This is a genomic window from Bacteroides salyersiae WAL 10018 = DSM 18765 = JCM 12988 (genome assembly GCF_000381365.1).
Classification (GTDB): Bacteria; Bacteroidota; Bacteroidia; order Bacteroidales; family Bacteroidaceae; genus Bacteroides; species Bacteroides salyersiae.
Window position 1 is genome coordinate 249,895 of the sequence record NZ_KB905468.1, and the last position, 25,794, is coordinate 275,688.

Consider the following 25,794-nt stretch of genomic DNA (forward strand, 5'->3'; position numbering starts at 1 on the left):
TTTTTCTCATTACAAATGCAAGCGCAAAAAAACGATACCCAATTATCATTCAGCATTCGTAATGCCAGCCTTGAAGAATTTATCAAATACTTGGAAAATTCTACCGGCTTCTCATTCATCTACGGTGAAGAGGTGAAAATCAACCGCCGCATCACACTCGAAGTAAAACAAAAGACGATACGGGAAATTCTCGACCAAGCTTTTAAAAATGAACCGATAGGTTATCAGATTGCCGGACGGCACATTCTTCTGCAAAAGAAAAAACAAAAGCCGGTAAGCCGCAAGTTCACAATCAGCGGATATGTGACAGACGGGACGTCCGCCGAGACGTTGATTGGCGCTAACATCCTTGAGAGTCGTCACAAACAAGGCACTACTACCAATCCTTACGGCTTTTACAGCATCACCCTGCCCATGGGAGAAACAGAACTCAGTTTCTCTTATTTGGGATACGAAACCCAGCATCACACGCTGGCACTGAATAAAGACACAGTACTCAACGTCCTCATGCAAGACAATAACCAATTGGAAGAAGTAGTGATTGTATCCGACAAGACAGAAGCAGGGATTACTGCCACACAAATGGGAGCCATAGAAATCCCGATGGCACAAATAAAGAATACACCCGGTGCTTTGGGAGAAGCGGATGTAATGAAAACCATCCAGTTGATGCCGGGAGTACAAGCTGGAGTCGAGGGTTCGGCCGGATTGTACGTACGTGGCGGCGGTCCGGATCAAAATCTGATTCTTCTGGATGGAATACCCATATACAATGTAGATCACCTATTCGGTTTCTTCTCGGTTTTTACACCGGAAGCCGTAAAAAAAGTAACATTTTTCAAAAGTTCCTTTCCTGCACGTTTTGGCGGCCGCCTTTCATCAGTAGTAGACGTACGTAGCAACGACGGAGACATGAAGAAATTTCATGGTACGCTCAGCGTAGGACTGCTCGCAAGCAAACTACAATTGGAAGGTCCTATCATCAAAGACAAAACGTCCTTCAATCTTTCGGCACGACGCTCTTATATAGATCTGGTAGCCAAACCTTTTATGCCCAAAGATGACAAAATGAGTTATTATTTCTACGATATCAACGCAAAGGTCAACCACAAATTTTCAGACCGAAGCCGTCTCTTTCTCAGTTTTTATAAAGGAAAAGATCATTACTCTTTCAAAAGTAAAAGTGTATTTTCTACCACCACATGGGGCAATGATTATGATTTCGGCAACACCTATGAAAATAAAATGTCGCTCGACTGGGGAAACACTGTTGCATCCGTCCGCTGGAATTATATCTTCAACCAGAAATTGTTCTGCAACACCACCATCGCTTACAACAAATATCAAATGGATGCCAACTCCGGCACATACAGCAGCAACTGGGTTGGCAATGCAGTAAACGAAAACAGCTACCTTGCCAACTATCATTCCGGTATCCGCGACTGGAATTATCAAATGGATTTCGATTACAATCCGACTCCCACGCATCACATCAAATTCGGTGCAGGTTACCTCCGCCACAATTTTCACCCGGAAGTGGCAACCTCCAAAATCACAGAAAAGGAAGAGGGCGACATTGCACAGGATACCACCTACAACAGTATCTCCAATAGTACAGTCCGGGCACACGAAATATCAGCATACATAGAAGACAATTTCGATATCGGTTCGCGCCTGCGCATGAATATCGGTTTACACCTATCCACATTTTATGTGCAGAAAAAGAGTTATTTCTCCGCACAGCCCCGTGTATCCGCCCGTTATCAATTGAATAAAGACATCGCATTGAAAACGTCGTATACCAAAATGAGCCAGTATATACATCTGCTTTCATCAACTCCCATCTCCATGCCGACAGACCTGTGGGTGCCCGTAACCAGCAAAATCAAACCGATGCAAGCTCATCAATATTCATTGGGAAGTTATTATACGGGCCTGAAAGGATGGGAGTTTTCTGTAGAAGGTTACTACAAGCAAATGCGTAATGTTCTGGAATATAAAGAAGGAGTCAGTTTCTTAGGATCTTCTTCCGGCTGGGAGAACAAGGTAGAAATGGGAAAAGGGCGCTCCATGGGAATAGAGTTCATGGTACAGAAAGCTACCGGAAAAACAACCGGATGGATAGCCTACACACTGGCGAAAAGCGATCGTAAGTTCTCTCCGGGCAGTATCAATAATGGAATACGATTTCCCTATAAGTATGACCGGAGGCATAATCTCACCTTAGTAGCCAATCATCAATTCAATAACCGGATCGACATAGGAGTTTCATGGATATTTGCTACCGGTGGAACAGCTACCATTCCCGAAGAGGTAACGGCTGTAATCCGTCCCGGAGAAAATTTTGTCCGGCAGGAAGATTACGTTGAACATCGCAATAACTACAGGCTTCCCGCCAGTCACCGCCTCAACATAGGTGTCAATTTCAATAAAAAGACCAAACACGGTATCCGTACCTGGAACATCAGCCTTTACAACGCCTATAATGCAATGAATCCGACCTTGGTATACAGTAACGGAAGCGGTGGATACGCCACATATATCAAAAATCAGGAAAATGGGAAAGTCTACTATCAATATATACCCGGGAAACGGAAAATAACCAAGCTGACCATATTACCCTGTATTCCTTCCGTCACTTACACTTATAAATTCTAAGCATTATGATAAAAAGAGAGAACCTGTTGCTTCTTTTTCTGCTATCGACATTCATCAGCAGTTGTGAAAATGAAATCCCTTTTAACAAAGAAGCCAACCCGCCCAAGCTAATAATGAACGCACTCATTAATGCCGACAGCACAAACAATGTGCTCTATCTCAATAAAAGCGGGCAGAATGTAATCAGCCACGTCACTGACGCCAGCGTAGAGATCCGGGTGAATGACGCATTGGTAGAGACTCCGGAAGCATTGCCGATACCCGAAGGGGAATTTACCTCCCTTCAGAAACGCTTTCTTATTACCACAAAGTTCCACCCTGGAGACAAAGTACGTATCGATGCCATGACCGGAGACAGTGTCCATCATGCTTGGGCAGAAGTAATTGTCCCACAGCCACCAATGCCCATCGTACGGGTAGACACAGCAACCGTCCCGGTCAATGAGTACGACAACTATTATACAAACCGCCTGCGTTACCGTATCACATTTTCTGACCGCACTGATAATACGAGGAATTATTACCGGCTCGTTCTGGATCGCCGTAACACGATCTACGCTACCATTTTCAGTCCCGAACTAAAAGACACAATACTTACCAGCCAGAACTTTCGAATGCTTTCTCGCGAAGATGTAGTCCTTACTGACGGACACCCATCCATGTCGGGCAATGACAACGACCTGTTCGAACAAGCAGAAAACATCTATGGAGTATTCGATAACAGCCGCTTCGCCGGACAAAGTTATACGATGACAGTTTATGCTACAAGTTATGAAGAGTGGCCGGATCTCTTTCCGCCTCACACTGTCAAACGGAAAATCAGCGATTGCCACGTCCGGCTGCTCAGTATCAACGAAACGGATTTTCTGTATTTTAAAGCACTGAATCTAATCGACTCCGATGTGTACGATGAAACCATCATGGAACCGATTGTCTTTGCCAGTAATGTGCACGGCGGACTCGGAATCGTGAGCATCAGCACAGAAACAAGCGTAAAGATCAATCTCACAGATGAAAAGTATGACGAACGATAAAAAATATCGGTCAAAGAATGAACCTTGCACTGCCTACACCATAAGAAAACATTATCTTTGCAGCCTAAAAGTACGGAAATCATGTTTACTATTATCGGAATAATGCTCACAGGAATGCTCGTCGGCTATCTGTTGCGGAGCAAACGTCTTTTATGGATTCATAAAGTGATCACCCTACTGATATGGCTGCTGCTTTTTCTATTAGGCATCGACGTAGGAGGAAACGAAACGATCATCAGGAGCCTGCATGCCATCGGCCTGGAAGCTCTTGCCATCACATTCGCCGCCGTTGCCGGAAGCGTACTGGCAGCATGGGGACTGTGGTACCTTGTATATATAAGGAATAAGGAGGCGAAGCAATGAAAGGGAGTCTCATTATCGTTTCATTCTTTATCGTAGGAACCTTTTGCGGGTTATATCATCTGATTCCGTATGAATTCACTCACAGCAATCTAAGTTATTATGCCCTGTGCGGCCTGATGTTCTGTGTCGGAATCAGTATCGGTAACGATCCGAATACCCTGAAAAGTTTCCGCTCGCTCAATCCACGGTTGCTCTTTCTACCTGTCATGACAATACTGGGTACGTTAGCCGGATGTGCTGTTGCCAGCTTGTTCCTGCCCCATCGTTCGGCCACAGATTGTATGGCGGTAGGTGCCGGATTCGGTTATTATTCCCTCTCCAGTATCTTCATCACCGAATATAAAGGGGCAGAATTAGGAACGATTGCATTGCTATCGAATATTCTTCGTGAAATTATAGCCCTGTTAGGTGCCTCACTTTTCGTGAAGTTTTTCGGCCGGCTGGCTCCCATCTCCGTAGGCGGTGCTACCACCATGGATACTACTCTACCCATCATTACCCGCTATTGCGGAAAAGAATTTGTCATAATTTCCATCTTTCATGGCTTTATTGTAGATTTCAGCGTACCGTTTCTTGTGACACTATTCTGTTCCGTGTAGGCAAACGTATTTCAAATAGATTACATTTAAAGGCATATCTTCTACTTTTTAATGCTCATTTATTGATGTACATCAATAAATGCAGGTGTAATATGCACTTTATCCCTATTTTATTTTTATGCTATAAAACATATTCTTATATTTGCATAGGTAAAAAGAAAAATTAAGCGCTTAACTACGTTTTCAATAGGTATTAGATTTAGTTTTTAGGATTAGTTTTTAGGTATAACAATTAAAAAGTAGGTATTATGAAAAGATTAGGATTAACATTCGTGGCAGCATTCTGCCTGGCTGCTATGACTTTTGCAGCAGGAAACCAACCTACGACTGCAAAATGGGAAGGAAACATCAACGTAAATAAGTTGAGTCAGTATCTGAATTTAAATTCAGTACAAAGTGAAGAGGTTTCCAATATCTGTGAATATTTCACAGAACAGATGGGACGTGCTACTGTTGCCAGAAAAAATAAGGAAACAAAGTTGCACAACGCCGTTTACGGAAACCTGAAATTGATGAAAAGAACGCTCACCGATGAACAGTATGCCAAATACACAGCTTTACTGAACATCACTTTAAAGAATAAAGGCATTGAACTGAGCAAGTAAATTGATTAATACATAAATGTGAAAAAGGTGTCGACAGTTTTATGCGTCGGCACCTTTTTTTCTATCATTACTTCGTAACGAAACCTAACGGATAGTTACCAATGTAGCTCCAAAACCATATTCCTGAAAAGAAGCGTCCTGATAACGGCAAGTGCTATATTTGCGCTTTAACTCATCGAGTAAGGCCTTGCGGAGTACTCCATCTCCCTTACCGTGAATGAAAACTATTTTTTGTTCGCGCTTTGTCTTATACCGTTCCATCACCTCACGAAACTTATCCAACTGATAATTCAATATCTCGGCATTACTCATACCATGAGTATCATCCAACAATTCATTGATATGCAGATCTACCTCCACAATACCATTGGAAACACCCCGTTTCACGATCGGCTGTGATTTAGGTTTCTCCACATCTTTTTTCTGCAACAGAGCCGCCTGTATTTCTTCGGCCGAAACATACACCTGCTTAGCCGGAACATCATTTGTTATGATATCATAAATCAATGCCGGCTCTTCAAAGAAATCCGATTCACGGAAAGTATGCAGTTTATAGAACTTTACCGTATCGATACGAAGCTCCACACTGACCACCGGTTTCACAGAGAAAGTCTTGCTGTCCTTAAAAGCAATAAACTGTATGGAAACACGCTCCAATTCATTCAATACGTCTTTGGTAAAATCCTCAAGAAACAGCTTCGTATTAGGCTCTGCCAATCCGTGAGAGCGAGTTTTCCAAGCCTTGCCTTCAGCACTGAGGTAAGTATAATAAAGATAGTAATTACTATCATTCACCAGATAAGCCTCGAAAGCAGTGCTGCTGATAGCCTTGACATCTTCGGGCACGAAAGCTAAAAAAACGTTCAGAACATCCCCACCCCGCATTTCCGGTCGACGCTGCAGAACAGGAATTTCCGGTTTGACGGGCTTGGCAGGTTCTTCAGCCTTTTTAGGAGCCGCAGCCGGTTTTCTATTTATGTTATAGTCGTCCGTTTCAATCACCACGCACTCACGAACCTGCATCGGGATATCAAATCCGTCCGCATCTTCCACCAACACAATGTCTTTTCCCTGGAAACCTTTCACAATTCCCCCGCCTACTTCACTGAGAAAGCGCACTTTATCACCTATTTTCATTTTTCTATTTACAATTTACCGTTTACAAACTACAATTTAGGGCAAATATAGTTACTTTTGCGATCGCAATGAAAGAAAAGATGAAAGAAAACCCTAAACATATCCGTATTAGCGAATACAACTATCCCCTGCCGGAGGAACGTATCGCCAAATTTCCCCTTCCCGTACGTGACCAGTCAAAACTGCTCGTATACCGTCAAGGTGCAGTAACCGAAGACGTGTTTACCTCTCTTCCCAAATACCTCGCCAAAGACAGCCTGATGATATTCAACAACACGAAAGTCATTCAGGCCCGCCTCCACTTCCGTAAAGAAACAGGAGCACTGATAGAGGTGTTTTGTCTCGAGCCTGTCCAACCGAATGACTACGCACTGAACTTTCAGCAAACGGAACATGCAGCATGGCTCTGCATGATCGGCAACCTGAAGAAATGGAAAGAGGGCCCGCTCCACAGAGAACTGACGGTAAAGGGACATCCGCTCACACTTACCGCCACACGTGGCGAATGCCGGGGAACAAGCCACTGGGTAGACTTCTCTTGGAATAATTCCGAAGTCACCTTTGCCGATATCTTAGAGGTTTTCGGAGAGTTGCCCATCCCGCCCTACCTGAACCGGGAAACCCAGGAAAGCGACAAGGAGACTTATCAAACGGTATATTCAAAAATAAAAGGTTCCGTAGCCGCCCCGACAGCAGGACTTCACTTTACACCACGGGTACTGGATACTCTCCGAAAAAAAGGAGTCGATCTGGAAGAACTGACATTGCATGTGGGCGCAGGAACATTCAAACCGGTAAAAAGTGAAGAAATTGAAGGACACGAAATGCATACGGAATACATTTCCGTCTCACGTTCGACCCTCCGGAAGTTGATCGGCCATAACGCCTGTGCCATTGCCGTGGGAACAACCTCGGTACGTACTTTAGAAAGTCTGTATCATATCGGAGTAACTCTGGCTGCCAATCCACAAGCAACAGAAGAGGAACTCCACGTACGCCAATGGCAACCCTACGAAAAATACGATGAGATTCCGCCGGTCGTGGCGCTTCAGAAAATACTGGATTACCTTGATTACAACGGTATGGAGACTTTGCACACCAGTACACAGATCATCATCGCCCCCGGATACGACTATAAGATAGTAAAAGCAATGATAACCAATTTCCACCAGCCGCAAAGTACCTTGCTGCTTTTGGTTTCAGCATTTGTAAAAGGAAACTGGCGAACGATATACGACTATGCACTCAGTCACGATTTCCGTTTTCTGAGTTACGGAGATTCATCGTTGCTGATCCCATAAACATTCATATGCCATTCAAGGCGAACTAAACCTTTTAAAAGACAATAAAGATGCAAAGCGATAATAACGAAGAGATGTTCCCCGTTGTAGACGAAGAAGGAAACATCATCGCTGCCGCCACCCGTGGCGAATGCCATAACGGCAGCAAACTGCTCCATCCGGTAATACACCTGCATGTTTTCAATAGTAAAGGAGAACTATATTTACAGAAACGTCCGGATTGGAAAGACATACAGCCGGGGAAATGGGATACCTCTGTAGGAGGGCACATCGACTTGGGGGAAAGTGTAGATATTGCCCTAAGACGCGAAACACAGGAAGAATTAGGTATCACGGATTTTATGCCGGAAAAGTTAACCAGTTATATTTTTGAATCTACCCGCGAACGGGAGCTCGTCTTCGTACACAAAACCATATACGACGGAGAAATACACCCCAGCGATGAATTAAATGGTGGCCGATTCTGGAGTTTGGAAGAGATAAAAGAGAACTTGGGAAAAGAGGTGTTTACTCCAAATTTTGAAGGAGAGATAGAGAAAGTCATTGCGTTACACACTTCGAACAAAGTATAATAGCGAAATGTTATCACAACCGATAATGAAACATATCGTTATATACTAACCTATCTTTACTAAAAACCGTTTTAAAAGTATACTAAGAATACTTCCTAAAGAGATTCTTACAGGTATATATAAAAAAGAGGAAGTCACTGACCTCCTCTTTAATTTTAATATGTGTAGTTTAACTGAGTTACTTTATGATTACAACAATAAATACTGTATTAGCTAAAACTAAATACAGTTTTATTTTTTGCCAAATCGTTAATGACATCCATGATCTTCTGCCCGATTTCTTCGGCAGCTTCCATTGTAGATGCCTCGCTATACACACGGATAATCGGTTCCGTATTACTCTTACGCAAGTGTACCCATTTGTCGGCAAAATCAATCTTCACACCGTCGATATCATTAATCTCCTCGTTCTTATAGATTTCCTTCACCTTAGCCAAAATAGCATCCACATCTATTTCCGGAGTAAGATCTACACGATTCTTGGCAATAAAGTAAGGAGGATAAGTAGCACGCAACTCGCTCACCTTTTTACCTTCATGAGCCAAATGGCTGAGGAAAAGGGCGATACCTACCAAAGCATCACGTCCGTAATGACTGGCCGGATAAATAACTCCACCGTTGCCTTCACCACCAATAACGGCATTGGTAGCTTTCATCTTAGTCACCACATTAACCTCGCCTACCGCCGAAGCATTGTATTCCATACCATATTTACGAGTCACATCACGCAAAGCGCGGGTAGAACTTAAATTAGAAACCGTATTGCCCGGAGTATGCTTCAATACATAATCGGCTACGGTTACCAATGTATATTCTTCGCCATACATCACACCGTTTTCACAAATCATAGCCAAGCGATCCACATCCGGATCTACAACAAAAGCCACATCTGCCTTACCGCCTTTCATAAGATTCATGATATCTCCCAAATTCTTTTCAAGCGGCTCCGGATTGTGTGCAAAGTTTCCGGTAGGCTCACAATAGAGCTTTTCTACATGCTTCACGCCCAAACGTTCCAACAACTCGGGAAGTATAATTCCACCAACCGAATTTACACAATCGATCGCCACACGGAAGTCTGCTTTCTTTATAGCGTCCACATCCACCAAGTCGAGTGCCAGCACACTGTCAATATGCTTTGTGTTATAAGTAAGGTCTTTGCGATAAGAACCGAGATGGTCTACATCGGCATAATCAAATTCTTCCGCTTCGGCAATGCGAAGAACTTCATTTCCTTCGGCTGCATTCAGGAACTCGCCATGCTCGTTGAGAAGTTTCAATGCATTCCACTGTTTAGGATTATGCGAAGCGGTCAGGATAATACCTCCGCAAGCTCCCTCCATCGTTACAGCCAACTCGGTAGTAGGAGTAGAAGCAAGATCAATATCTACTACATCCCAACCCATACCCATAAGAGTACCGACTACTACGTTCTTCACCATTTCACCGGAGATACGTGCATCACGGCCTACAACGATTTTATTACTGGTCGATTTACATGTTTTACGAATCAAAGTGGCATAAGCCGACGTGAATTTCACTATGTCAAGCGGGTTCAATCCCTCGCCTGCCCCTCCGCCAATCGTTCCGCGGATACCAGAGATAGATTTGATTAGAGTCATAAGGATTTAAATATCAAAAATTAAAGTTAGTTGTATCAGTGTTGTATTAATCGATAGAAAGTTCCCGTATATCATAGAAGTAAGGATATACTTTCTGCTGTGCAATCGAGTGTCCGCTCTTCGAAGGAACAATCAACTTTACGTGCGCACCATCTTTCACATATTGCAACGCCATAAGCCAGCCTGCAGGAACAGAAGTACCATACATGCCATCTATGGTATAGTCATAATAATAGTAAGAAGAAATCCCCGGCTCCTGCACAAACTGCCCGTAAATAGTAGTCCCACTAACCGTATAGCGGAAGCCTGCCGGATAAATATTCAAAGCATCCAAATAAGGATTATCAACATTAGAAGCTAATGTAATAGAGTCCGTAAGAATATCTTTCTCTATAAAGCGTACAAGGATCAGATTGTTGTTTTCAAAAGGAAGAGCAGACTCCAGATTCGGATAAGGAACAGATGATGCACGCGGAGTTCCAAAACGTTTCACAATCTGCATATAGACACCATTCGAAAAACCGACATATTGATTGTATCCCGGATAATCGGGTTCACATTTAGTGATGGTATCCACCAGAAATTCACTTTCGGAGATTACCTGAATATTATACTTATTAATAAAATCATTCACACCATCTCTCTCTTCCTCAAGCATCTCGGCATAGGTCTTCGTATTATCACATGATTGAAAAGCGGCTCCAACAGCCAGCAGAGAGATAAATAATAATATAAGTTTCTTCATTCGTCTGTATCTTAACTATATGTCCGTACAAATGTACCGCAATTTAGTTGAAAATTGAATGTTGAGAGTTGAAAGTTCAACACTTTTAACTTATTTAGTTCAAAAGAAAGGAGGGAATTAAGAGAAGAAGGAGGATTAAGGGAAGATGGAAGATGAGAGATGGGAGAAACACTATGATTCATTCTATTGGAACTCATTGTTCCGATAGAATGAAACTTAGTGTTGCAACAGAATGAAACTCATCGTTCCAATAAGATAAAACTCATCGCCTAAAAGGCTCATTTACTTCTTTCATCTCCCATTAATCTCTTCATCTCTTTTTTAGTTTTCCGTCAGCAACGTTTTATATTTTTTCAATGCTTCTTCAAAAACCTGCTTAGCTTCGGCCATCGTACCGGTAAACTCACCGCCTGAGGCATTCAGATGTCCACCGCCATTGAAGAATTCCGCAGCTAACTTATTACAAGGGAATGTTCCGACAGAACGCAAGGAGATCTTAATTATCCTTCTCTCTGTATCTTCCCGTAAGAAACAAGAAAAACGAACATTCTTTATTGAAAGAGGGATATTGACAAATCCTTCGCTATCACCTTTAATATAGTCGAACTTACCTTGTTCTTCTTTAGTCAAAGAAATCAATGCGGAATTGTACTCACGATAGACTTTCATATTTGACAATACGTATCCCATCAATCTCAACCGACTCTCCGAATAAGTATTGTACACCTTTCGATAAATATCATCCTTATCAATTCCTTTAGACAACAATTCGCTTATAATAAAGTAAATCTCACGGTTATTGGAATTATATGTAAACCCTCCGGTATCGGTCATCATACCTGTATAGATACATTCGGCACCTTCACGAGAAATATCACTGAAATACCCCATACGACAAATCAAACGGAAAACAAGTTCGGAAGTGGAAGAAATTTCCGGATGAGAAATGACGATCCGACAAAAATCTTCCGGATAAAGGTGATGATCAATCAGGATTTTACGGGCGGGAGAAGTTGCTACCGAATCCGCCATTTCCTCAATACGTTTCAAAGAATTAAAGTCGAGACAACAAATAATATCAGCCTCGTTTATCAATTTATCAGCAAACTCCTTATAGCGGTCATAGAGCAGAATATCTTTACTGCCAGGCATCCATTTCAGGAAATCGGGAAAAGCGTTGGGTACAATAACATTGACGGTTTTATCCTGTGAATCCAAAAATTGGGCTAACCCTAAAGAGGAACCGATCGCATCACCATCGGGCGACACATGAGACACAATCACTATCTTATCAGCACGTTCAAACCATTTCGTAAAATGATCTATCTTAGCTTGTTCAATTACTTTAGTCAACATATACTATATATTATTTCACGGCAAAATTACGATATTTCTTCATACTTAAAGCATAAAGCTCACAGAACCTTCATCCGGCAGTGATATAAAAGGAAGATCCAACTGTCTGCACTCTTTCCCGTATGCCTGCCGGCGACGATCAGAAAGGGAAGCATCCAATATTACAGTACGAACCGTAAACAACTCCAACAGTTCTTTCAAACAGCCATCATACCCCTTACACAAATAAAGATAATCTATAGATAACGGCTGAGCCGCCCATTTGTTCCGCCAACGGTTATCACTAACCACACAAATGCGCTGACCGGAATAAGAAAGAATATGATCACGATAAGCCAACATATCCCCTGTATAGTCCGTAATTATAGCTTGTGGTGGCTCCAGATGCAAGCGATTCCAATATCCGGAAACAGCTTTACGCAAGCGGGAAGTATCCGGAATGCTATCTGCATAAATCAGCCAGGAATGCCCATCGGCTGCCAAACAGTGAACCGCAGGGCAGTTACGAACATTATAAAACACAAAACCCGGTTTAGGACGATCATTAGCCTGCCGTACCATATGGCAAGTACAAACAGCCAACAAACAGAAAACACTAAGAATCAAATTCCTCGCTTTGCATGTATTCAAATAGTATCCTAATAAAAAGAGAAAAAGATAGATACCCAATACATCTGTACCGTAAAGCCATATGCCATCAAAGGATGCCCAGGGAAGTTGCTCTACCCAACGGACGCAAAAGTTCAACAATCCGATCAGCCACTTTACTCCTATCGCAATAATCGATTGAAGAGGAAAATAAGGCGTAAACAACAACATGATGACAGTTGCATACATAATAAAGGAAACAAGAGGTATTACCAATAAATTGGTCAGCAAAAAATGTGTAGAGAATCGAGAAAAATACAGAAGTACCAACGGAGCCGTACCAATCTGCGCCGCAATAGAGACACTCATCAAACTGCACAGATAATGACCGATGCGGGAATGTACTCCGGGAAACCACCTGTATATCCGCGGTTGTAATAGCAATATAGCCGTCACTGCACAAAACGAAAGCTGGAAACCAACGTCAAACAGCCAGACAGGCCGACAGAGAAGCATAAAGAAAGCCACCGCAAAAAGCGTATTCAAAGAAAAATTCTTTCGCCGGCTCAGCCCCGACAAAGCAAATAAAGAAAACATAAATACCGAACGAACCACCGAAGCAGACAGTCCTGTGAAAAAAGCAAATCCCCAAAGAAATGCAATGATCAATAAGGTACGCAACACCGCCATTGCCCGCCAACGCCCCGGCAACCACCGTAGACAAAACCAAAGCAACGCATACAAAAAACCGATATGCAAACCGGACAACGCCAGTACATGACTGGAACCGGATACCGAAAAACTCTCGCGTATTTCCTCACTCAACCCCTCTTTATACCCCACGGTAAGGGCAGAAAGTACCGCAAAATCATCTCCTTGGAATCCCAGATGACGATAAATGGCCAATACCCGCTCTCTGCAATCAAATGCCTTTTGCCGAAACGAATGGACAGCATCTTGTGAAATTCTTCTCCACTTACCCGTATGAACATTTCCAATGGCACTAACCTGATGCCGAAGAAGAAAACGGGCATAGTCAAACTCATCCGGATTCCCATTATTGGCAGGAGTAGAAAACCCGGTATAGGCAATTAATTCGTCACCACAACCTAAACATTCACTAAGCGAATCCCTACTCAAATAAACAATAGCTTTGTGATTCAGCGTTGTTTTTCGATAAGATGAATCAATCCGTTCTGTCAATAATACCCGGCAGAAAACGTTTCGTTCTTTTATCTGTGGTTCTTCTACAAGAAACATTCGATAAGTCGTTTCTTCACTGCCAAAAGCAAATTCAACCGCCTGCATTTGACAATTCATCCTCATAAAACCTAAAACAAAGCAAAAGAAAAAAAGAACAACACCGAATATCCAACGTCTGGAATAGCATTTCTGAAAAGAAGAAAGCATCAATATCCCGAGAAAAGAAAAGAATAGCGGAAAAACACAAGAGGCAACCCAACCGGATTGCCCCTGGAAAATAAGTTCATCGCTGCAATAAATGCCCACAATCAAAGGGCCTAACAAGCGAAAAAAAGGATAGCGATGTAGCCAGGCAAAGAGCATTATTTATTATAGCTCTTTCAAACGACGGATCATTCCTTCGGGATCTTCAGCGGCAAATACTGCGTTTCCTGCCACTAAGATATCTGCTCCGGCAGCCACCAAACGTGCACCGGTTTCCACATTTACACCACCATCTACTTCGATCAAAGCCTTAGAGCCTGTACGTTCTATCAAAGCACGAAGTTCACGAACTTTCTCAACCGAGTGCTCTATAAACTTCTGCCCGCCAAAACCGGGATTAACGCTCATAATAAGCACCATGTACACATCACGGATGATATCCTGGAGCATTGCCACCGGAGTAGCAGGATTAATGGTCACAGCCGGTTGCATACCGGCCTCCCGAATCTGCTGTACCACCCTGTGCAAATGAGGACATGCCTCATAATGTACAGTCATCACATGAGCACCCAATGCCTTCACTTCCTGAATAAATTTCTCGGGCTGCACGATCATCAGATGCACATCAAGCGGTTTCTCACTCAACTTTGCCACATATTTCAATACAGGAAATCCAAAGGAAATGTTAGGAACAAATACCCCATCCATAATATCGATATGAACCCAATCGGCTTCACTACGGTTTAACATTTCAACATCCTTAGCCAAATGAGCAAAGTCTGCCGAGAGAATAGATGGTGATATCATTGGTTTCATTAGTCCGTCTTTTTTTAAGAATTTAGTACAATGATACAAAAGTAGGGGGAATAAACGGAAGTAACAAATTTATCCCAAAATAATCCCCTGCAACCCTTGCGGCAATTGCTGTTCTACATAATAGTTACTTGCAAAAGAACGCAGAAAAGCCAATGTTTGTTCACTGACCCGGAGTCTCTTACTTTCCGGCAAATGCTTTTCTTCGGGACACTGCTGATGAGAGGGAGTAGTTTTTTTATTCATAGGCCTTATATATCAAAAGGTTTGTTTCCTTTAGAACGTAGGAAACAAACCTTTTAGTATATAGGTACTCAATTAAATTTAGTCTACGGTAAGAACGACTCCATTCTTTTCTGCCATACGACGCAAATTAAGGATGGCATAGCGCATGCGACCCAAAGAAGTATTAATGCTTACACCTGTTTGCTCGGCAATCTCTTTAAAACTAAGATCTTGATAGAAACGCATATACACCACTTCGCGCTGTTCATCCGGCAAAAATTCCATCAAACGACGTACATCCGCCAATATCTGCCGGTTGACAATCGTATTTTCTATCGTACCTTCGGCCAAGCCTATATTGTTCAGAATGTTCACTTCCGGTTCATCGCAAGATACCAGATTCTCGGATTTTTCTTGGCGGAAAGAGTCAATAATCAAATTATGGGCAATACGGCGCAACCATGCTGAGAATTTGCCATTCTCATTATAACGTCCTTGGCGAATTGTGATAATTGCCTTCATAAATGTTTCTTGAAAAATGTCTTCTGTCATCTCGGAGTTGCGTACTATATAATAAATATAGGTATATAGCTTATCCTTATATCTGTTCAGAAGAACATTAAATGCCTGATTCTCTCCTTTAGCATAGAGAGCGACCAACGTTTCGTCAGCCTTGTTATTCCATGTGTCCATTACGTATGCGATTAGATATAATTAGCGTAACGTGTTTCTATAGGCATTCATATTTAAAGGATTAATAACTCGGGACAAAGAAAAGGAATCCCAATGAAAGAACCAAAAGAAAAGAGAAATATTTTTAATGGAGACAACAATATTAACTCATTGGCGAAGTTAATGATCAATGAAAGAATGAAAGTGGGCCAATGGACTGCGTTGTAAAATAACGTGAAATATGTCAATTGAATAATCGGCTAATATTGTCAACAGATGAATTTCTTCATTCTCTTCATTCCTTAATTCTTTCATTCTCCAATTATTACCTCATCAATGCCGTTTTATCTATTTTATACCCACGCAATAGTTCATCTGTTCTCAGTCGTTTTTTGCCGGGAAGCTGAAGAGTCAGGATACCTACAAAACCATCAGTCGCAGCTATTTTCAGATAGTTTTTACCGTCTGTAACAATCGTGCCGGGAACCAACTGATGAGTCTCCTGTATTTTTTCTGTCTCAAACACTTTTACGGCAACCGCTTCACCGGTAGCGTCGGTAAGTTCACACCATGCAGCCGGATAAGGAGAAAGTCCGCGAATAAAATCATAAATACGTTTCACCGGTTGATTCCAATCGATTCTACAGGTCTCTTTAAATATCTTCGGTGCAGAACGGAGTTCGCCAACAACAGCCATTTCGTCTTGTGGAATAGCTTTTACCTCATCATTCAATATTGCATCTACCGTTTCTACAACTAAACGGCCACCTAACACCATCAATTTATCGTGTACGACACCTACATTATCCGTATCGGCAATAGGAACACGAACTTGCTGAATAACTTCTCCCGTATCTATCTCATGTTTCAAAAAGAAAGTAGTAATACCTGTTTCCGTATCACCGTTAATCACCGCCCAATTAATCGGAGCTGCTCCACGATATTGAGGAAGCAAAGAAGCATGCAAGTTAAAAGTTCCCAAACGGGGCATATTCCATACCACCTCGGGCAACATACGAAAGGCAACTACAATCTGCAAATCGGCTTTCCAATCACGCAAAGCCTGTACAAAAGCCTCATCCTTTAGTTTTTCCGGCTGCAACAGGGGGAGATCATGATCCAATGCATACTGCTTGACTGGAGAATATTGAATTTTATGTCCACGCCCGGCAGGTTTATCGGGCATCGTAATAACACCGACTATATTGTATCCGCCTTCTACAAGGCAACGCAGGCCTTCCACCGCAAACTCGGGCGTACCCATATAAACGATTCTCAGATCTTCTTTCTTCATACTATAAATAATTAAATAATGTGCTAATATGCCAATTAAGGAATGAAATAACAATTATCCAATAAAATGCCAATATACTAATTCAGAAATGCACCAATTTGTTTTATATCCCCTACATAGCGCAGCCAATTGGCACATTAGCATATTGCCACATTGGCACATTATTATATTGGCACATTATTTCTTAGTCTTCCGAGAAATGCACCAGTACCTGCCGATATGAATTGAATATTTTCGACTTTGATACAAATCCTAAATACTTACCTTCTTCGTTCACCACAGGTAAATTCCATGCTTTTGTATCATCAAAAGTCTGCATTACCTGCTCCATACCATCGGTATTAAACAATTTAGCCGGCGCGGATGTCATCAATTTACTAACCGTAAAACGATGATAAAGTTCTTGTCGGAACATTATATTCCGGATGTCATCCAACAGGACAATGCCAATCAGAACACCCTCTTTATCAGTTACCGGAAAAACATTACGGTGAGAAGAAGCTATCGCTTTCACCAATTCCCCTAAATCCATTTCCGGATGAACAGTTACAAAATCTGTTTCAACCACATTTTCCATCTTCATCAATGTGAGTACGGCACGGTCTTTATGATGAGTCAGCAACTGGCCTTTCTTTGCCAAACGCATGGAATAAATACTATGCGGCTCAAAAGCGATAATAGTCAAATAAGAACTGACGGAAACAATCATCAACGGCAAAAACAAGTCATAGCCGCCTGTCAACTCGGCAATAAGGAACACCCCTGTCAATGGGGCATGCATTACTCCACTCATCACACCCGCCATCCCCATGAGTGCGAAATTCTTTTCGGGCAAATAAGCAGAGAACTCAAAGTCATTGCTGAAATGAGAAAAGATAAACCCGGCAATACAACCCAAATAAAGCGAAGGCGCAAAAATACCACCACAACCGCCACCACCATTTGTAGCACTGGAAGCAAAAACTTTCAATAGGATAATCAAACACAAATAGACCAGCAAAAGGTTGCCATAACCATAAAACAAAGAATTGTTCAGTACCGTATCCCAATCGGCATTACTCGTTCCATTCAGCAACAGTTCAATTGTGTCGTAACCTTCACCATAAAGCGGAGGAAAAAGAAAGATGAGTACACTCAGCATCACACCGCCTAAAGCTAATTTCTTATACGGATTGTTGAGTTTTCCAAAAACCCCTTCCACCGAATTCATGGCACGGGTAAAATAAAGAGAAACGAGTCCGCAAAAGATTCCTAACAAAATAACGAAAGGAATACGTTCTAGCTCAAACGCCTGATCGAGATGGAATTTAAACATGGCTTCCGTGCCGGTAACAATATAGGAAACCGTTGCAGCAGTTACGGCAGAAATAAGCAGAGGCAACAAAGACGACATCGTAAGATCGATCATCAGTACTTCCAGCGTGAACACCAGTCCTGCAATCGGCGCTTTGAAAATGCCCGCAATGGCCCCGGCAGCACCACACCCCACAAGCAGCATCAACGTACGATGTTCCATCTTGAACACACTTCCTAAGTTAGAGCCGATGGCCGAACCTGTCAGTACAATAGGCGCTTCTGCTCCGACCGACCCGCCAAAACCGATAGTAATGGCACTGGCAATCGTAGACGACCACACATTATGGCGTTTAATACGTCCTTGCCGGCGAGAGATAGCATACAGAATCTTTGTCACCCCATGACTGATATCATCTTTCACAATGTTCCGCACGAACCATCCCGACAAGAAGATACCCACCACCGGGTAAACCAAATAAAGGTAGTTCGCTTCCGTAGCATTGAAATTATCAGTGAGGAAATTCTGTATCGAATGGATAAAGAACTTCAAAATCAGTGCAGCAAATGCTGTGAAAATACCTACAAGAAAACTGAGAATCAGAATAAACTGTTTCTCCTTAATGTTGTTTTCACGCCAACGGATAAAACGTTGGATCAGAGTAATCTTTTCTTTTTCCATCTTATTTTTAAATGCCTTTGCCGATCCAAACCTCCCGGACCGTTGCCAGCAGAATTTTGATATCGAGCCAAAAGCTATAATGTTCTAAATAATAAAGGTCGTAACGGGCACGTTCAACCATTTTCTCTGTCGTGTTAGCATAACCGAATTTCACCATTCCCAAAGAAGTAATTCCCGGTTTCAAACGGAACACCTGTTTATAACGGGGTTCTTTCTTTAGAATCTGCTGTACGAAATAAGCACGTTCGGGGCGGGGGCCTACAATGGACATATCTCCTTTCAGCACATTCCAAAATTGTGGCAATTCATCCAGATGATGTTTACGCAACGTACGTCCGAAAGGTGTCACACGACAATCATCGGAGACAGCGAGCAAAGGAGTGCCGTCTTCGGCATCCGCCACCATCGTACGAAACTTCACCATCCGAAAAGGAATACCTCCCTTTCCCAACCGCTCCTGTTGGTAAAAAACACTACCCGTTCCCTGCATGCGGATACGAATAGCAATATAGAGCAGTAATGGCCAACACAGCAGCAACACCAACGCCGCCACTATATAATCCATCAACTGCTTCATCTATTCACGTATTATCTTTATTACCCCACCTTTTTCGAGTTTAATAATACTCGACGGCTTCGGACGGCTCATGTCATCCTGACGAAAACCGACAACATAATCTACTTGTGATTTAACCTCATCACTTATCTCGCTGAAATTAGCTGCACCCGGTTGCCCGCTTATATTTGCCGAGGTTGAAACAATGGCTTTGCGAAATTGCTGACAAAGGCGACGTGAAAAATCTTCACCGGTCACACGGATACCTACACTGCCATCTTCAGCAAGCAGATTGGGAGCCAAGTTACGTGCACCGGAATAGATGATAGTCAACGGCTTATCAGCAACCTCGATCAAATCCCATGCAACATCAGGAACATCCTGTACGTAGAAATCTACTTTTACGGGCGAATCGACCAATACCAGCATCGCCTTGCTGTCAGCACGCTGCTTAATCTCATATACCCTACGCACAGCATCCGGATTGGTAGCGTCGCACCCCAATCCCCAAACGGTATCTGTAGGATAAAGGATGACTCCCCCCTCCTGCATTACCTGGCAAGCTTTTTTAATATCTTCTATCATTTCTTGATTCATATCTGATGAGAATAACGCGCAAAAATACTACTTTTGCATGGTAATAACAAAGTTTAAGAGAAAACAATGGAAGAAATTAAATTTCGCCACACCCTGCCTATACAACTACGCTTCAATGATGTAGACAAATTCGGTCATGTCAACAACACGGTTTACTTTTCATTTTACGATCTTGGAAAAACAGAATATTTCGCTTCTGTCTGCCCAGGAGTAGATTGGGAAAAAGATGGTATTGTAGTAGTTCACATCGAAGCAAACTTCCTCACTCAGATTTTTGCATCGGACCGGATTGCCGTACAAACGGCCGTATCGGAAATCGGCACTAAAAGTTTCCACCTCATCCAACGGGTAATCGATGTGGAAACCGAAGAAGTAAAATGCATCTGTACCTCCGTCATGGTAGCGTTTGATCTGGATAAGCACGAATCCAAACCACTGCCGGAAGAGTGGATAAATGCCATCTGCGAATACGAAGGAAGAGATGTAAGAAAGAAAAAAGCATAGAATCTTCCGCTACCTCAAAACGTCCAACCGGACAAAGTTTCTGCAAAGCGAAAATATCATCCCATGAAATATTTTCGCTACATTCTATCTGTGCTTCCTGTTTTTTTCGTACTTTTACAGCTTGTTGGAGAAAAGTGCTTCTCCGGCACCCTTGAGATAAGAAAAAGAAAAAACAATATATAAAATGAATCACAAATGGAATTATCAACCCATCACATCAGAACAGGTAGAGATAAGCCAGACATTGGCCCAAGAGTTAGGGATTAGCCCTATCTTAGGACGACTTTTGGTGCAGCGGGGGATTACGCGGGTACATGAAGCCCGGAAATTCTTCCGTCCGCAACTACCCGACCTGCACGATCCGTTCTTAATGAAGGATATGGATATCGCAGTGGAACGTCTGAACAGGGCGATGGGAAAGAAAGAGCGCATTCTGATTTATGGAGATTATGACGTAGACGGTACCACAGCCGTGGCACTGGTTTATAAGTTTATCCAACAGTTTTATTCAAACTTAGACTATTACATCCCCGACCGTTACAACGAAGGTTACGGGATTTCGCGCCAAGGAGTGGATTATGCCGCCGACACCGGTGTCGGCTTGATAATCGTACTCGACTGCGGCATCAAAGCCGTTGATGAAATTGCATATGCCCGCGAAAGAGGTATTGATTTCATTATCTGCGATCATCACGTACCCGATGATGTATTGCCACCCGCCGTAGCCATTCTCAATGCAAAACGGTTGGATAATACCTATCCGTACGAACACTTATCGGGATGCGGGGTAGGTTTCAAATTTATGCAGGCATTTGCTATCAGCAACGGTATCGAATTTCATCATCTCATCCCATTGCTTGATCTCGTAGCGGTCAGTATCGCTTCGGACATCGTGCCGATTATGGGAGAAAACCGTATCTTGGCACATCACGGTCTGAAACAGCTCAACAGCAACCCCAGTGTAGGAATGAAAGCCATCATCGATGTATGTGGTTTGGCAGAGAAGGACATTACTGTCAGTGATATCGTATTCAAAATCGGACCGCGTATCAATGCATCCGGCCGTATCCAAAACGGGAAAGAAGCAGTAGACTTGTTGACGGAAAAGGATTTCTCAATGGCTTTGGAAAAAGCCAACCAGATAAACCAATACAATGAAACCCGCAAAGACCTGGATAAAAGCATGACGGAAGAAGCCAACCAGATCGTAGCTAACCTCGAAGGTCTGGCCGACCGCCGCTCCATCGTTCTTTACAACGAAGAATGGCACAAGGGAGTCATCGGCATTGTAGCTTCGCGACTGACGGAAATATACTATCGCCCCGCCGTAGTATTAACCCGAACCGATGATATGGCCACCGGTTCTGCCCGTTCCGTTTCCGGTTTTGATGTATACAAGGCAATAGAACACTGCCGGGATTTATTGGAAAACTTCGGAGGACACACCTATGCCGCCGGACTATCCATGAAGGTAGAAAACGTACAGGCATTTACCCAGCGCTTTGAAGAGTTCGTTTCAAAACACATCCTTCCGGAACAGACCAGCGCTGTCATAGATATCGATGCAGAGATAGACTTTCGGGACATCACTTCGAAATTCTTTAATGATCTGAAGAAGTTCAACCCATTCGGTCCCGATAATCAAAAACCCATATTCTGCACACATCACGTCTACGACTATGGTACAAGTAAAGTGGTAGGTCGCGATCAGGAACACATCAAGCTCGAACTGGTAGACAACAAATCGAACAATGTAATGAACGGTATTGCTTTCGGACAGAGTTCACACGTACGTTATATCAAAACCAAACGTTCGTTTGACATCTGCTACACCATCGAAGAGAATACTCATAAACGAGGTGAAGTGCAATTGCAGATTGAAGATATAAAACCCATTGAATAACCTTATTCAGTTAAAAGCCCTTTTTCAGTTGAAAGTTGAGAGTTGAAAGTTGAAAATTACTATTCAGCGTGATTACGCAGCAAACTTTCAACTAAAAAAAGGCTCTTAACTAAGACGATCGCGCAGCCAACTCTCAACTCTCAACTTTCAACTAAATAAATGTTTTACCACGAAATACTCAAACAGTACTGGGGATATGACTCTTTCCGTGGCATACAGGAGGAGATCATAAAAAGTATCGGTGAAGGACGGGATACATTGGGCCTCATGCCTACGGGTGGCGGGAAATCCATTACTTTTCAAGTTCCGGCCCTTGCCAAAGACGGTCTGTGTATTGTTATAACTCCACTTATCGCCCTGATGAAAGATCAGGTGCAGAACCTCCGGCAACGAGGAATTAAAGCCGTAGCCATTTATTCGGGCATGACCCGGCAGGAGATACTCATTGCACTCGAGAATTGTATTTTCGGTAACTATAAATTCCTCTATATCTCTCCTGAGCGGTTGGATACGGATATCTTCAAGCAGAAACTCCGTGCCATGAAAGTCAACATGATTACTGTCGATGAAAGCCATTGTATCTCTCAATGGGGATATGACTTCCGCCCCGCTTATCTCAAGATTGCCGATATACGCGAATTATTGCCGAGTGTTCCCTTGCTGGCCTTGACAGCCACAGCCACTCCCGATGTAGTGCAAGATATTCAAAGCCGATTGAAATTCAGAGAAAAGAATGTATTCCGCATGAGTTTCGAACGGAAAAACCTTGCCTACATCGTACGAAAGACAGATAACAAAACCGCCGAATTATTGCATATTCTCCGCAGAATGCCGGGTAGCGCCATTATTTATGTCCGTAGTCGCCGGCGTACGAAAGAGACGACCGAACTGTTAACCCATGAAGGCATTACTGCGGACTTCTACCATGCCGGTCTGGATAATGCCGTTAAAGATATCCGTCAGAAACGTTGGCAGGATGGCGAATGCCGGGTCATGGTGGCAACAAATGCCTTCGGGATGGGGATCGATAAACCCGATGTGCGTCTGGTGATTCACCTCGACCTTCCAGATTCTCCCGAAGCTTACTTTCAAGAAGCCGGACGCGCCGGACGTGATGGTGAAAAAGCGTATGCCGTAATCCTGTATTCAAAATCGGACAAAGTAACTCTGCACAAACGCATCCCGGACACCTTTCCCGACAAAGATTACATAAAAAAGGTATACGAACATCTCCAATACTACTATCAGATGGCAATGGGAGATGGATTGGGCTGTACAAAAGAGTTTAATCTGGAGGAGTTTTGCCGCAAATTCAAACATTTCCCCGTACCGGCAGACAGTGCACTGAAAATACTTACCCAAGCCGGATACATAGAATACACCGATGAACAGGACAATGCTTCACGCATTATCTTTACCATCCGCCGTGACGAATTATATAAATTGCGCGAAATGGGAAATGAAACGGAAGCATTGGTGCAAACCATTCTCCGTTCTTATACCGGCCTCTTCACCGATTATGCCTATATCAGCGAAACAGCCCTTAGCTTGCGTACAGGATTGACACGCCAACAAATCTATAACGTTTTAATGTCATTGTCCAAACGCCGCATCATTGATTACATTCCACGCAAAAAGACACCTTATATTATATATACGCGTGAGCGTGTCGAACTCAACCATCTGCACATCTCCCCCGCCGTATACGAAGAACGCAAAGAGCGTTATGAAGCACGTATCCGTGCAATGGTAGATTACGTCACCTCCGAAACCGCTTGCCGCAGCCGCATGCTTCTTCGATATTTCGGTGAAAAGAATGAGAACAATTGCGGACAATGCGATGTATGTCTCAGTGGACATGCAGCCCATGAATTACCCACCGATACTTTCGAAAAGCTGAAAAAAGAACTATTAACCATACTCCAAGAACAAGTTCTCACCCCTGCCGAAGTTGCTGAAAAAACAGAAGCAGACCGGGACCTACTGTCACATGCCATTCAATATCTGCTCGAAGAAGGGGAGATAAAAATAAAAGACGGTATACTGAGCATCGGCTGACGACACACACGAGAATATCCCCTCACACGAAACTCCACGCTATTCGATGCGGTAAATCAAACAAGAATTACTACATTTGCAATCAATAATCTTATAAACACATATACATATGCCGAACTTCTTCAAATCATTCTTTTCGGGTAAATCCGAAGACCCGGAAAACGAGAAACAGAAAACTGCCAAAAAGAACTTTGAGATATTCAAATACGATGGATTGCGCGCCCAACGTATGGGCAGACCGGATTATGCCATAAAATGTTTTACCGAAGCCCTCGCCATAGAAGAGGATTTTGAAACACTAAGTTATCTTAGCCAACTCTACGTGCAACTAACCGAACTGGACAAAGCCCGCGAAATACTGAACCGCATGGTGGAACTGGAGCCTACACTGACCAGCACCTATCTTGCTCTGGCCAATGTATGCTACATGCAGGAAGACTATAAAAGCATGGAGACTGCCGCCCAAAAAGCTATCGAAATAGAAGAAGGTAACGCCATGGCACACTACCTGCTCGGTAAGGCTACACAAGGAATGAATGATGACCTCATGGCTATCGGGCACCTGACTAAAGCAATCGTTTTGAAAGATGATTTCATAGAAGCGCACCTGTTACGCGCCGAAGCCTTGGTAAAAATGAACCAACTCAAAGAAGCCGCCGAAGACATCGAAGCGGTTCTTGCCCAAAACCCGGACGACGAGGCTGCCATCCTGCTACATGGAAAACTACAGGAAGCCGAAGGAAAGCCCGAAGAAGCAGAGACCGATTATCTGAAAGTCACGGAGGTAAATCCATTCAACGAACAGGCTTACCTCTATCTCGGACAACTCTTTATCACACAGAAGAAACTGACAGAGGCTATCAGTCTTTTCGACGAAGCAATCGAATTAAATCCCAACTTCGGAAAAGCCTATCACGAACGTGGTCGTGCCAAACTGCTGAACGGTGACAAGGACGGTTCCATCGAAGATATGAAAAAAGCTCTCGAAATCAATCCTAAGGAGGGAGAAAACGTAAACGGCCAATTCAATAATCTGGCTCCCAAACAAGAAACGATGCCCGGCATATTCTGATGCCTCGTACCTCCATTCGGAAAGCTACGACAAGTGGCGAGAACATTAAATAAAAAAGAGAGGAAGCTTTGACAAATAGCCATATCACTGCGGCGGCAAGGCAAAAAACAAACATATTCTTAGGAAAATGCAAAAAAA

At 43.0% G+C, this 25,794-nt stretch carries 23 protein-coding genes; 11 read left to right on the forward strand and 12 right to left on the reverse strand.

All coding sequences use genetic code 11. The annotated features are described in order from the left end of the window. The first annotated feature begins 15 nt into the window (after positions 1-15). From HMPREF1532_RS18875 to HMPREF1532_RS18895, 5 genes are all read left to right on the forward strand, one after another. A complete protein-coding gene (locus HMPREF1532_RS18875; protein WP_259029340.1) occupies positions 16-2,658 on the forward strand; it encodes a carboxypeptidase-like regulatory domain-containing protein in 2,643 nt (880 codons plus the stop codon). Positions 2,659-2,663: 5 nt separating this feature from the next. Then, positions 2,664-3,692 (forward strand): DUF4249 domain-containing protein, encoded by a 1,029-nt coding sequence (locus tag HMPREF1532_RS18880; RefSeq protein ID WP_005933589.1) that lies wholly within the window; start codon positions 2,664-2,666, stop codon positions 3,690-3,692. 81 nt (positions 3,693-3,773) lie between these two features. Next, complete coding sequence (locus HMPREF1532_RS18885) at positions 3,774-4,055, forward strand: LysO family transporter (protein ID WP_005933591.1); 282 nt, start codon at positions 3,774-3,776, stop codon at positions 4,053-4,055. Beyond that, positions 4,052-4,654: a LysO family transporter gene (locus HMPREF1532_RS18890; RefSeq protein ID WP_005933593.1), complete on the forward strand. Its 603-nt coding sequence runs from the start codon at positions 4,052-4,054 to the stop codon at positions 4,652-4,654. The genes HMPREF1532_RS18885 and HMPREF1532_RS18890 overlap by 4 nt, the downstream gene beginning before the upstream one ends. Positions 4,655-4,902: 248 nt before the next feature. After that, positions 4,903-5,259: a hypothetical protein gene (locus tag HMPREF1532_RS18895; protein ID WP_005933596.1), complete on the forward strand. Its 357-nt coding sequence runs from the start codon at positions 4,903-4,905 to the stop codon at positions 5,257-5,259. An 84-nt stretch (positions 5,260-5,343) separates the two neighbouring features. On the opposite strand, the gene HMPREF1532_RS18900 is transcribed toward HMPREF1532_RS18895, so the two are convergent. Then, the gene (locus tag HMPREF1532_RS18900) at positions 5,344-6,396 is read right to left on the reverse strand and encodes a DUF2027 domain-containing protein (protein WP_005933599.1); all 1,053 of its coding nucleotides are present in this window, start codon (positions 6,394-6,396) and stop codon (positions 5,344-5,346) included. A gap of 80 nt (positions 6,397-6,476) precedes the next feature. Here HMPREF1532_RS18900 and HMPREF1532_RS18905 point away from each other — a divergent pair, with 80 nt between their 5' ends. Together HMPREF1532_RS18905 and HMPREF1532_RS18910 are read left to right on the forward strand one after the other, a co-directional pair. Next, positions 6,477-7,697: an S-adenosylmethionine:tRNA ribosyltransferase-isomerase gene (locus HMPREF1532_RS18905; RefSeq protein WP_005933601.1), complete on the forward strand. Its 1,221-nt coding sequence runs from the start codon at positions 6,477-6,479 to the stop codon at positions 7,695-7,697. A 50-nt stretch (positions 7,698-7,747) separates the two neighbouring features. Next, positions 7,748-8,269: an NUDIX hydrolase gene (locus HMPREF1532_RS18910; RefSeq protein WP_005933603.1), complete on the forward strand. Its 522-nt coding sequence runs from the start codon at positions 7,748-7,750 to the stop codon at positions 8,267-8,269. Between the two features lie 209 nt (positions 8,270-8,478). Here HMPREF1532_RS18910 and glmM read toward each other — a convergent pair whose 3' ends face one another. From glmM to HMPREF1532_RS18960, 11 genes are all read right to left on the reverse strand, one after another. Continuing rightward, entirely contained in the window at positions 8,479-9,891 is a 1,413-nt protein-coding gene (gene glmM, locus HMPREF1532_RS18915; protein ID WP_005933605.1) for a phosphoglucosamine mutase, read from the reverse strand. A gap of 46 nt (positions 9,892-9,937) precedes the next feature. Beyond that, entirely contained in the window at positions 9,938-10,636 is a 699-nt protein-coding gene (gene bamK, locus HMPREF1532_RS18920) for a BamK family beta-barrel-assembly machinery protein (RefSeq protein WP_005933607.1), read from the reverse strand. A 321-nt stretch (positions 10,637-10,957) separates the two neighbouring features. After that, a complete protein-coding gene (locus HMPREF1532_RS18925) occupies positions 10,958-11,992 on the reverse strand; it encodes a DHH family phosphoesterase (protein ID WP_005933610.1) in 1,035 nt (344 codons plus the stop codon). 45 nt (positions 11,993-12,037) lie between these two features. Next, entirely contained in the window at positions 12,038-14,146 is a 2,109-nt protein-coding gene (locus HMPREF1532_RS18930) for a ComEC/Rec2 family competence protein (protein ID WP_005933613.1), read from the reverse strand. 6 nt (positions 14,147-14,152) lie between these two features. Continuing rightward, positions 14,153-14,803, reverse strand: coding sequence for a ribulose-phosphate 3-epimerase (rpe, locus tag HMPREF1532_RS18935; protein WP_005933615.1), 651 nt, complete (start codon positions 14,801-14,803; stop codon positions 14,153-14,155). Between the two features lie 69 nt (positions 14,804-14,872). Then, entirely contained in the window at positions 14,873-15,046 is a 174-nt protein-coding gene (locus HMPREF1532_RS21580; protein ID WP_005933617.1) for a hypothetical protein, read from the reverse strand. Between the two features lie 78 nt (positions 15,047-15,124). Next, positions 15,125-15,718, reverse strand: coding sequence for an RNA polymerase sigma factor (locus HMPREF1532_RS18940; RefSeq protein ID WP_005933619.1), 594 nt, complete (start codon positions 15,716-15,718; stop codon positions 15,125-15,127). Positions 15,719-16,022: 304 nt separating this feature from the next. Next, the gene (gene fmt / locus HMPREF1532_RS18945; RefSeq protein WP_005933623.1) at positions 16,023-16,991 is read right to left on the reverse strand and encodes a methionyl-tRNA formyltransferase; all 969 of its coding nucleotides are present in this window, start codon (positions 16,989-16,991) and stop codon (positions 16,023-16,025) included. A gap of 184 nt (positions 16,992-17,175) precedes the next feature. After that, the gene (locus HMPREF1532_RS18950) at positions 17,176-18,966 is read right to left on the reverse strand and encodes a chloride channel protein (RefSeq protein WP_005933626.1); all 1,791 of its coding nucleotides are present in this window, start codon (positions 18,964-18,966) and stop codon (positions 17,176-17,178) included. 7 nt (positions 18,967-18,973) lie between these two features. Next, entirely contained in the window at positions 18,974-19,543 is a 570-nt protein-coding gene (locus HMPREF1532_RS18955) for a sugar transferase (RefSeq protein ID WP_005933629.1), read from the reverse strand. Further along, the gene (locus HMPREF1532_RS18960) at positions 19,544-20,107 is read right to left on the reverse strand and encodes an L-threonylcarbamoyladenylate synthase (RefSeq protein WP_025818995.1); all 564 of its coding nucleotides are present in this window, start codon (positions 20,105-20,107) and stop codon (positions 19,544-19,546) included. It abuts the gene before it with no gap. Positions 20,108-20,185: 78 nt separating this feature from the next. On the opposite strand from HMPREF1532_RS18960, the gene HMPREF1532_RS18965 reads away from it, so the two are divergent. The 4 genes from HMPREF1532_RS18965 to HMPREF1532_RS18980 all read left to right on the forward strand — a co-directional run bounded on the left by HMPREF1532_RS18965 (position 20,186) and on the right by HMPREF1532_RS18980 (position 25,656). After that, entirely contained in the window at positions 20,186-20,623 is a 438-nt protein-coding gene (locus HMPREF1532_RS18965) for an acyl-CoA thioesterase (protein WP_005933635.1), read from the forward strand. 184 nt (positions 20,624-20,807) lie between these two features. Then, positions 20,808-22,526: a single-stranded-DNA-specific exonuclease RecJ gene (gene recJ, locus HMPREF1532_RS18970; RefSeq protein ID WP_005933637.1), complete on the forward strand. Its 1,719-nt coding sequence runs from the start codon at positions 20,808-20,810 to the stop codon at positions 22,524-22,526. A 159-nt stretch (positions 22,527-22,685) separates the two neighbouring features. Continuing rightward, positions 22,686-24,584: a RecQ family ATP-dependent DNA helicase gene (locus HMPREF1532_RS18975; RefSeq protein WP_005933639.1), complete on the forward strand. Its 1,899-nt coding sequence runs from the start codon at positions 22,686-22,688 to the stop codon at positions 24,582-24,584. A 109-nt stretch (positions 24,585-24,693) separates the two neighbouring features. Continuing rightward, a complete protein-coding gene (locus tag HMPREF1532_RS18980; RefSeq protein ID WP_005933641.1) occupies positions 24,694-25,656 on the forward strand; it encodes a tetratricopeptide repeat protein in 963 nt (320 codons plus the stop codon). The last annotated feature ends 138 nt before the right edge of the window (positions 25,657-25,794 follow it).

Excerpts from the sequence above, each read along its gene's own strand:
- HMPREF1532_RS18900 (WP_005933599.1), bottom strand. The coding sequence starts at position 6,396 with ATGAAAATAGGTGATAAAGTGCGCTTTCTCAGTGAAGTAGGCGGGGGA.
- HMPREF1532_RS18885 (WP_005933591.1), top strand. The coding sequence starts at position 3,774 with ATGTTTACTATTATCGGAATAATGCTCACAGGAATGCTCGTCGGCTAT.
- HMPREF1532_RS18980 (WP_005933641.1), top strand. The coding sequence starts at position 24,694 with ATGCCGAACTTCTTCAAATCATTCTTTTCGGGTAAATCCGAAGACCCG.
- HMPREF1532_RS18875 (WP_259029340.1), top strand. The coding sequence starts at position 16 with ATGCAAGCGCAAAAAAACGATACCCAATTATCATTCAGCATTCGTAAT.
- HMPREF1532_RS18965 (WP_005933635.1), top strand. The coding sequence starts at position 20,186 with ATGGAAGAAATTAAATTTCGCCACACCCTGCCTATACAACTACGCTTC.
- HMPREF1532_RS18910 (WP_005933603.1), top strand. The coding sequence starts at position 7,748 with ATGCAAAGCGATAATAACGAAGAGATGTTCCCCGTTGTAGACGAAGAA.
- HMPREF1532_RS18880 (WP_005933589.1), top strand. The coding sequence starts at position 2,664 with ATGATAAAAAGAGAGAACCTGTTGCTTCTTTTTCTGCTATCGACATTC.
- HMPREF1532_RS18960 (WP_025818995.1), bottom strand. The coding sequence starts at position 20,107 with ATGATAGAAGATATTAAAAAAGCTTGCCAGGTAATGCAGGAGGGGGGA.
- glmM (WP_005933605.1), bottom strand. The coding sequence starts at position 9,891 with ATGACTCTAATCAAATCTATCTCTGGTATCCGCGGAACGATTGGCGGA.
- HMPREF1532_RS21580 (WP_005933617.1), bottom strand. The coding sequence starts at position 15,046 with ATGAATAAAAAAACTACTCCCTCTCATCAGCAGTGTCCCGAAGAAAAG.
- HMPREF1532_RS18905 (WP_005933601.1), top strand. The coding sequence starts at position 6,477 with ATGAAAGAAAACCCTAAACATATCCGTATTAGCGAATACAACTATCCC.
- HMPREF1532_RS18940 (WP_005933619.1), bottom strand. The coding sequence starts at position 15,718 with ATGGACACATGGAATAACAAGGCTGACGAAACGTTGGTCGCTCTCTAT.
- recJ (WP_005933637.1), top strand. The coding sequence starts at position 20,808 with ATGAATCACAAATGGAATTATCAACCCATCACATCAGAACAGGTAGAG.
- HMPREF1532_RS18955 (WP_005933629.1), bottom strand. The coding sequence starts at position 19,543 with ATGAAGCAGTTGATGGATTATATAGTGGCGGCGTTGGTGTTGCTGCTG.
- HMPREF1532_RS18895 (WP_005933596.1), top strand. The coding sequence starts at position 4,903 with ATGAAAAGATTAGGATTAACATTCGTGGCAGCATTCTGCCTGGCTGCT.
- HMPREF1532_RS18950 (WP_005933626.1), bottom strand. The coding sequence starts at position 18,966 with ATGGAAAAAGAAAAGATTACTCTGATCCAACGTTTTATCCGTTGGCGT.
- HMPREF1532_RS18930 (WP_005933613.1), bottom strand. The coding sequence starts at position 14,146 with ATGCTCTTTGCCTGGCTACATCGCTATCCTTTTTTTCGCTTGTTAGGC.
- fmt (WP_005933623.1), bottom strand. The coding sequence starts at position 16,991 with ATGAAGAAAGAAGATCTGAGAATCGTTTATATGGGTACGCCCGAGTTT.
- HMPREF1532_RS18975 (WP_005933639.1), top strand. The coding sequence starts at position 22,686 with ATGTTTTACCACGAAATACTCAAACAGTACTGGGGATATGACTCTTTC.
- rpe (WP_005933615.1), bottom strand. The coding sequence starts at position 14,803 with ATGAAACCAATGATATCACCATCTATTCTCTCGGCAGACTTTGCTCAT.
- bamK (WP_005933607.1), bottom strand. The coding sequence starts at position 10,636 with ATGAAGAAACTTATATTATTATTTATCTCTCTGCTGGCTGTTGGAGCC.
- HMPREF1532_RS18925 (WP_005933610.1), bottom strand. The coding sequence starts at position 11,992 with ATGTTGACTAAAGTAATTGAACAAGCTAAGATAGATCATTTTACGAAA.
- HMPREF1532_RS18890 (WP_005933593.1), top strand. The coding sequence starts at position 4,052 with ATGAAAGGGAGTCTCATTATCGTTTCATTCTTTATCGTAGGAACCTTT.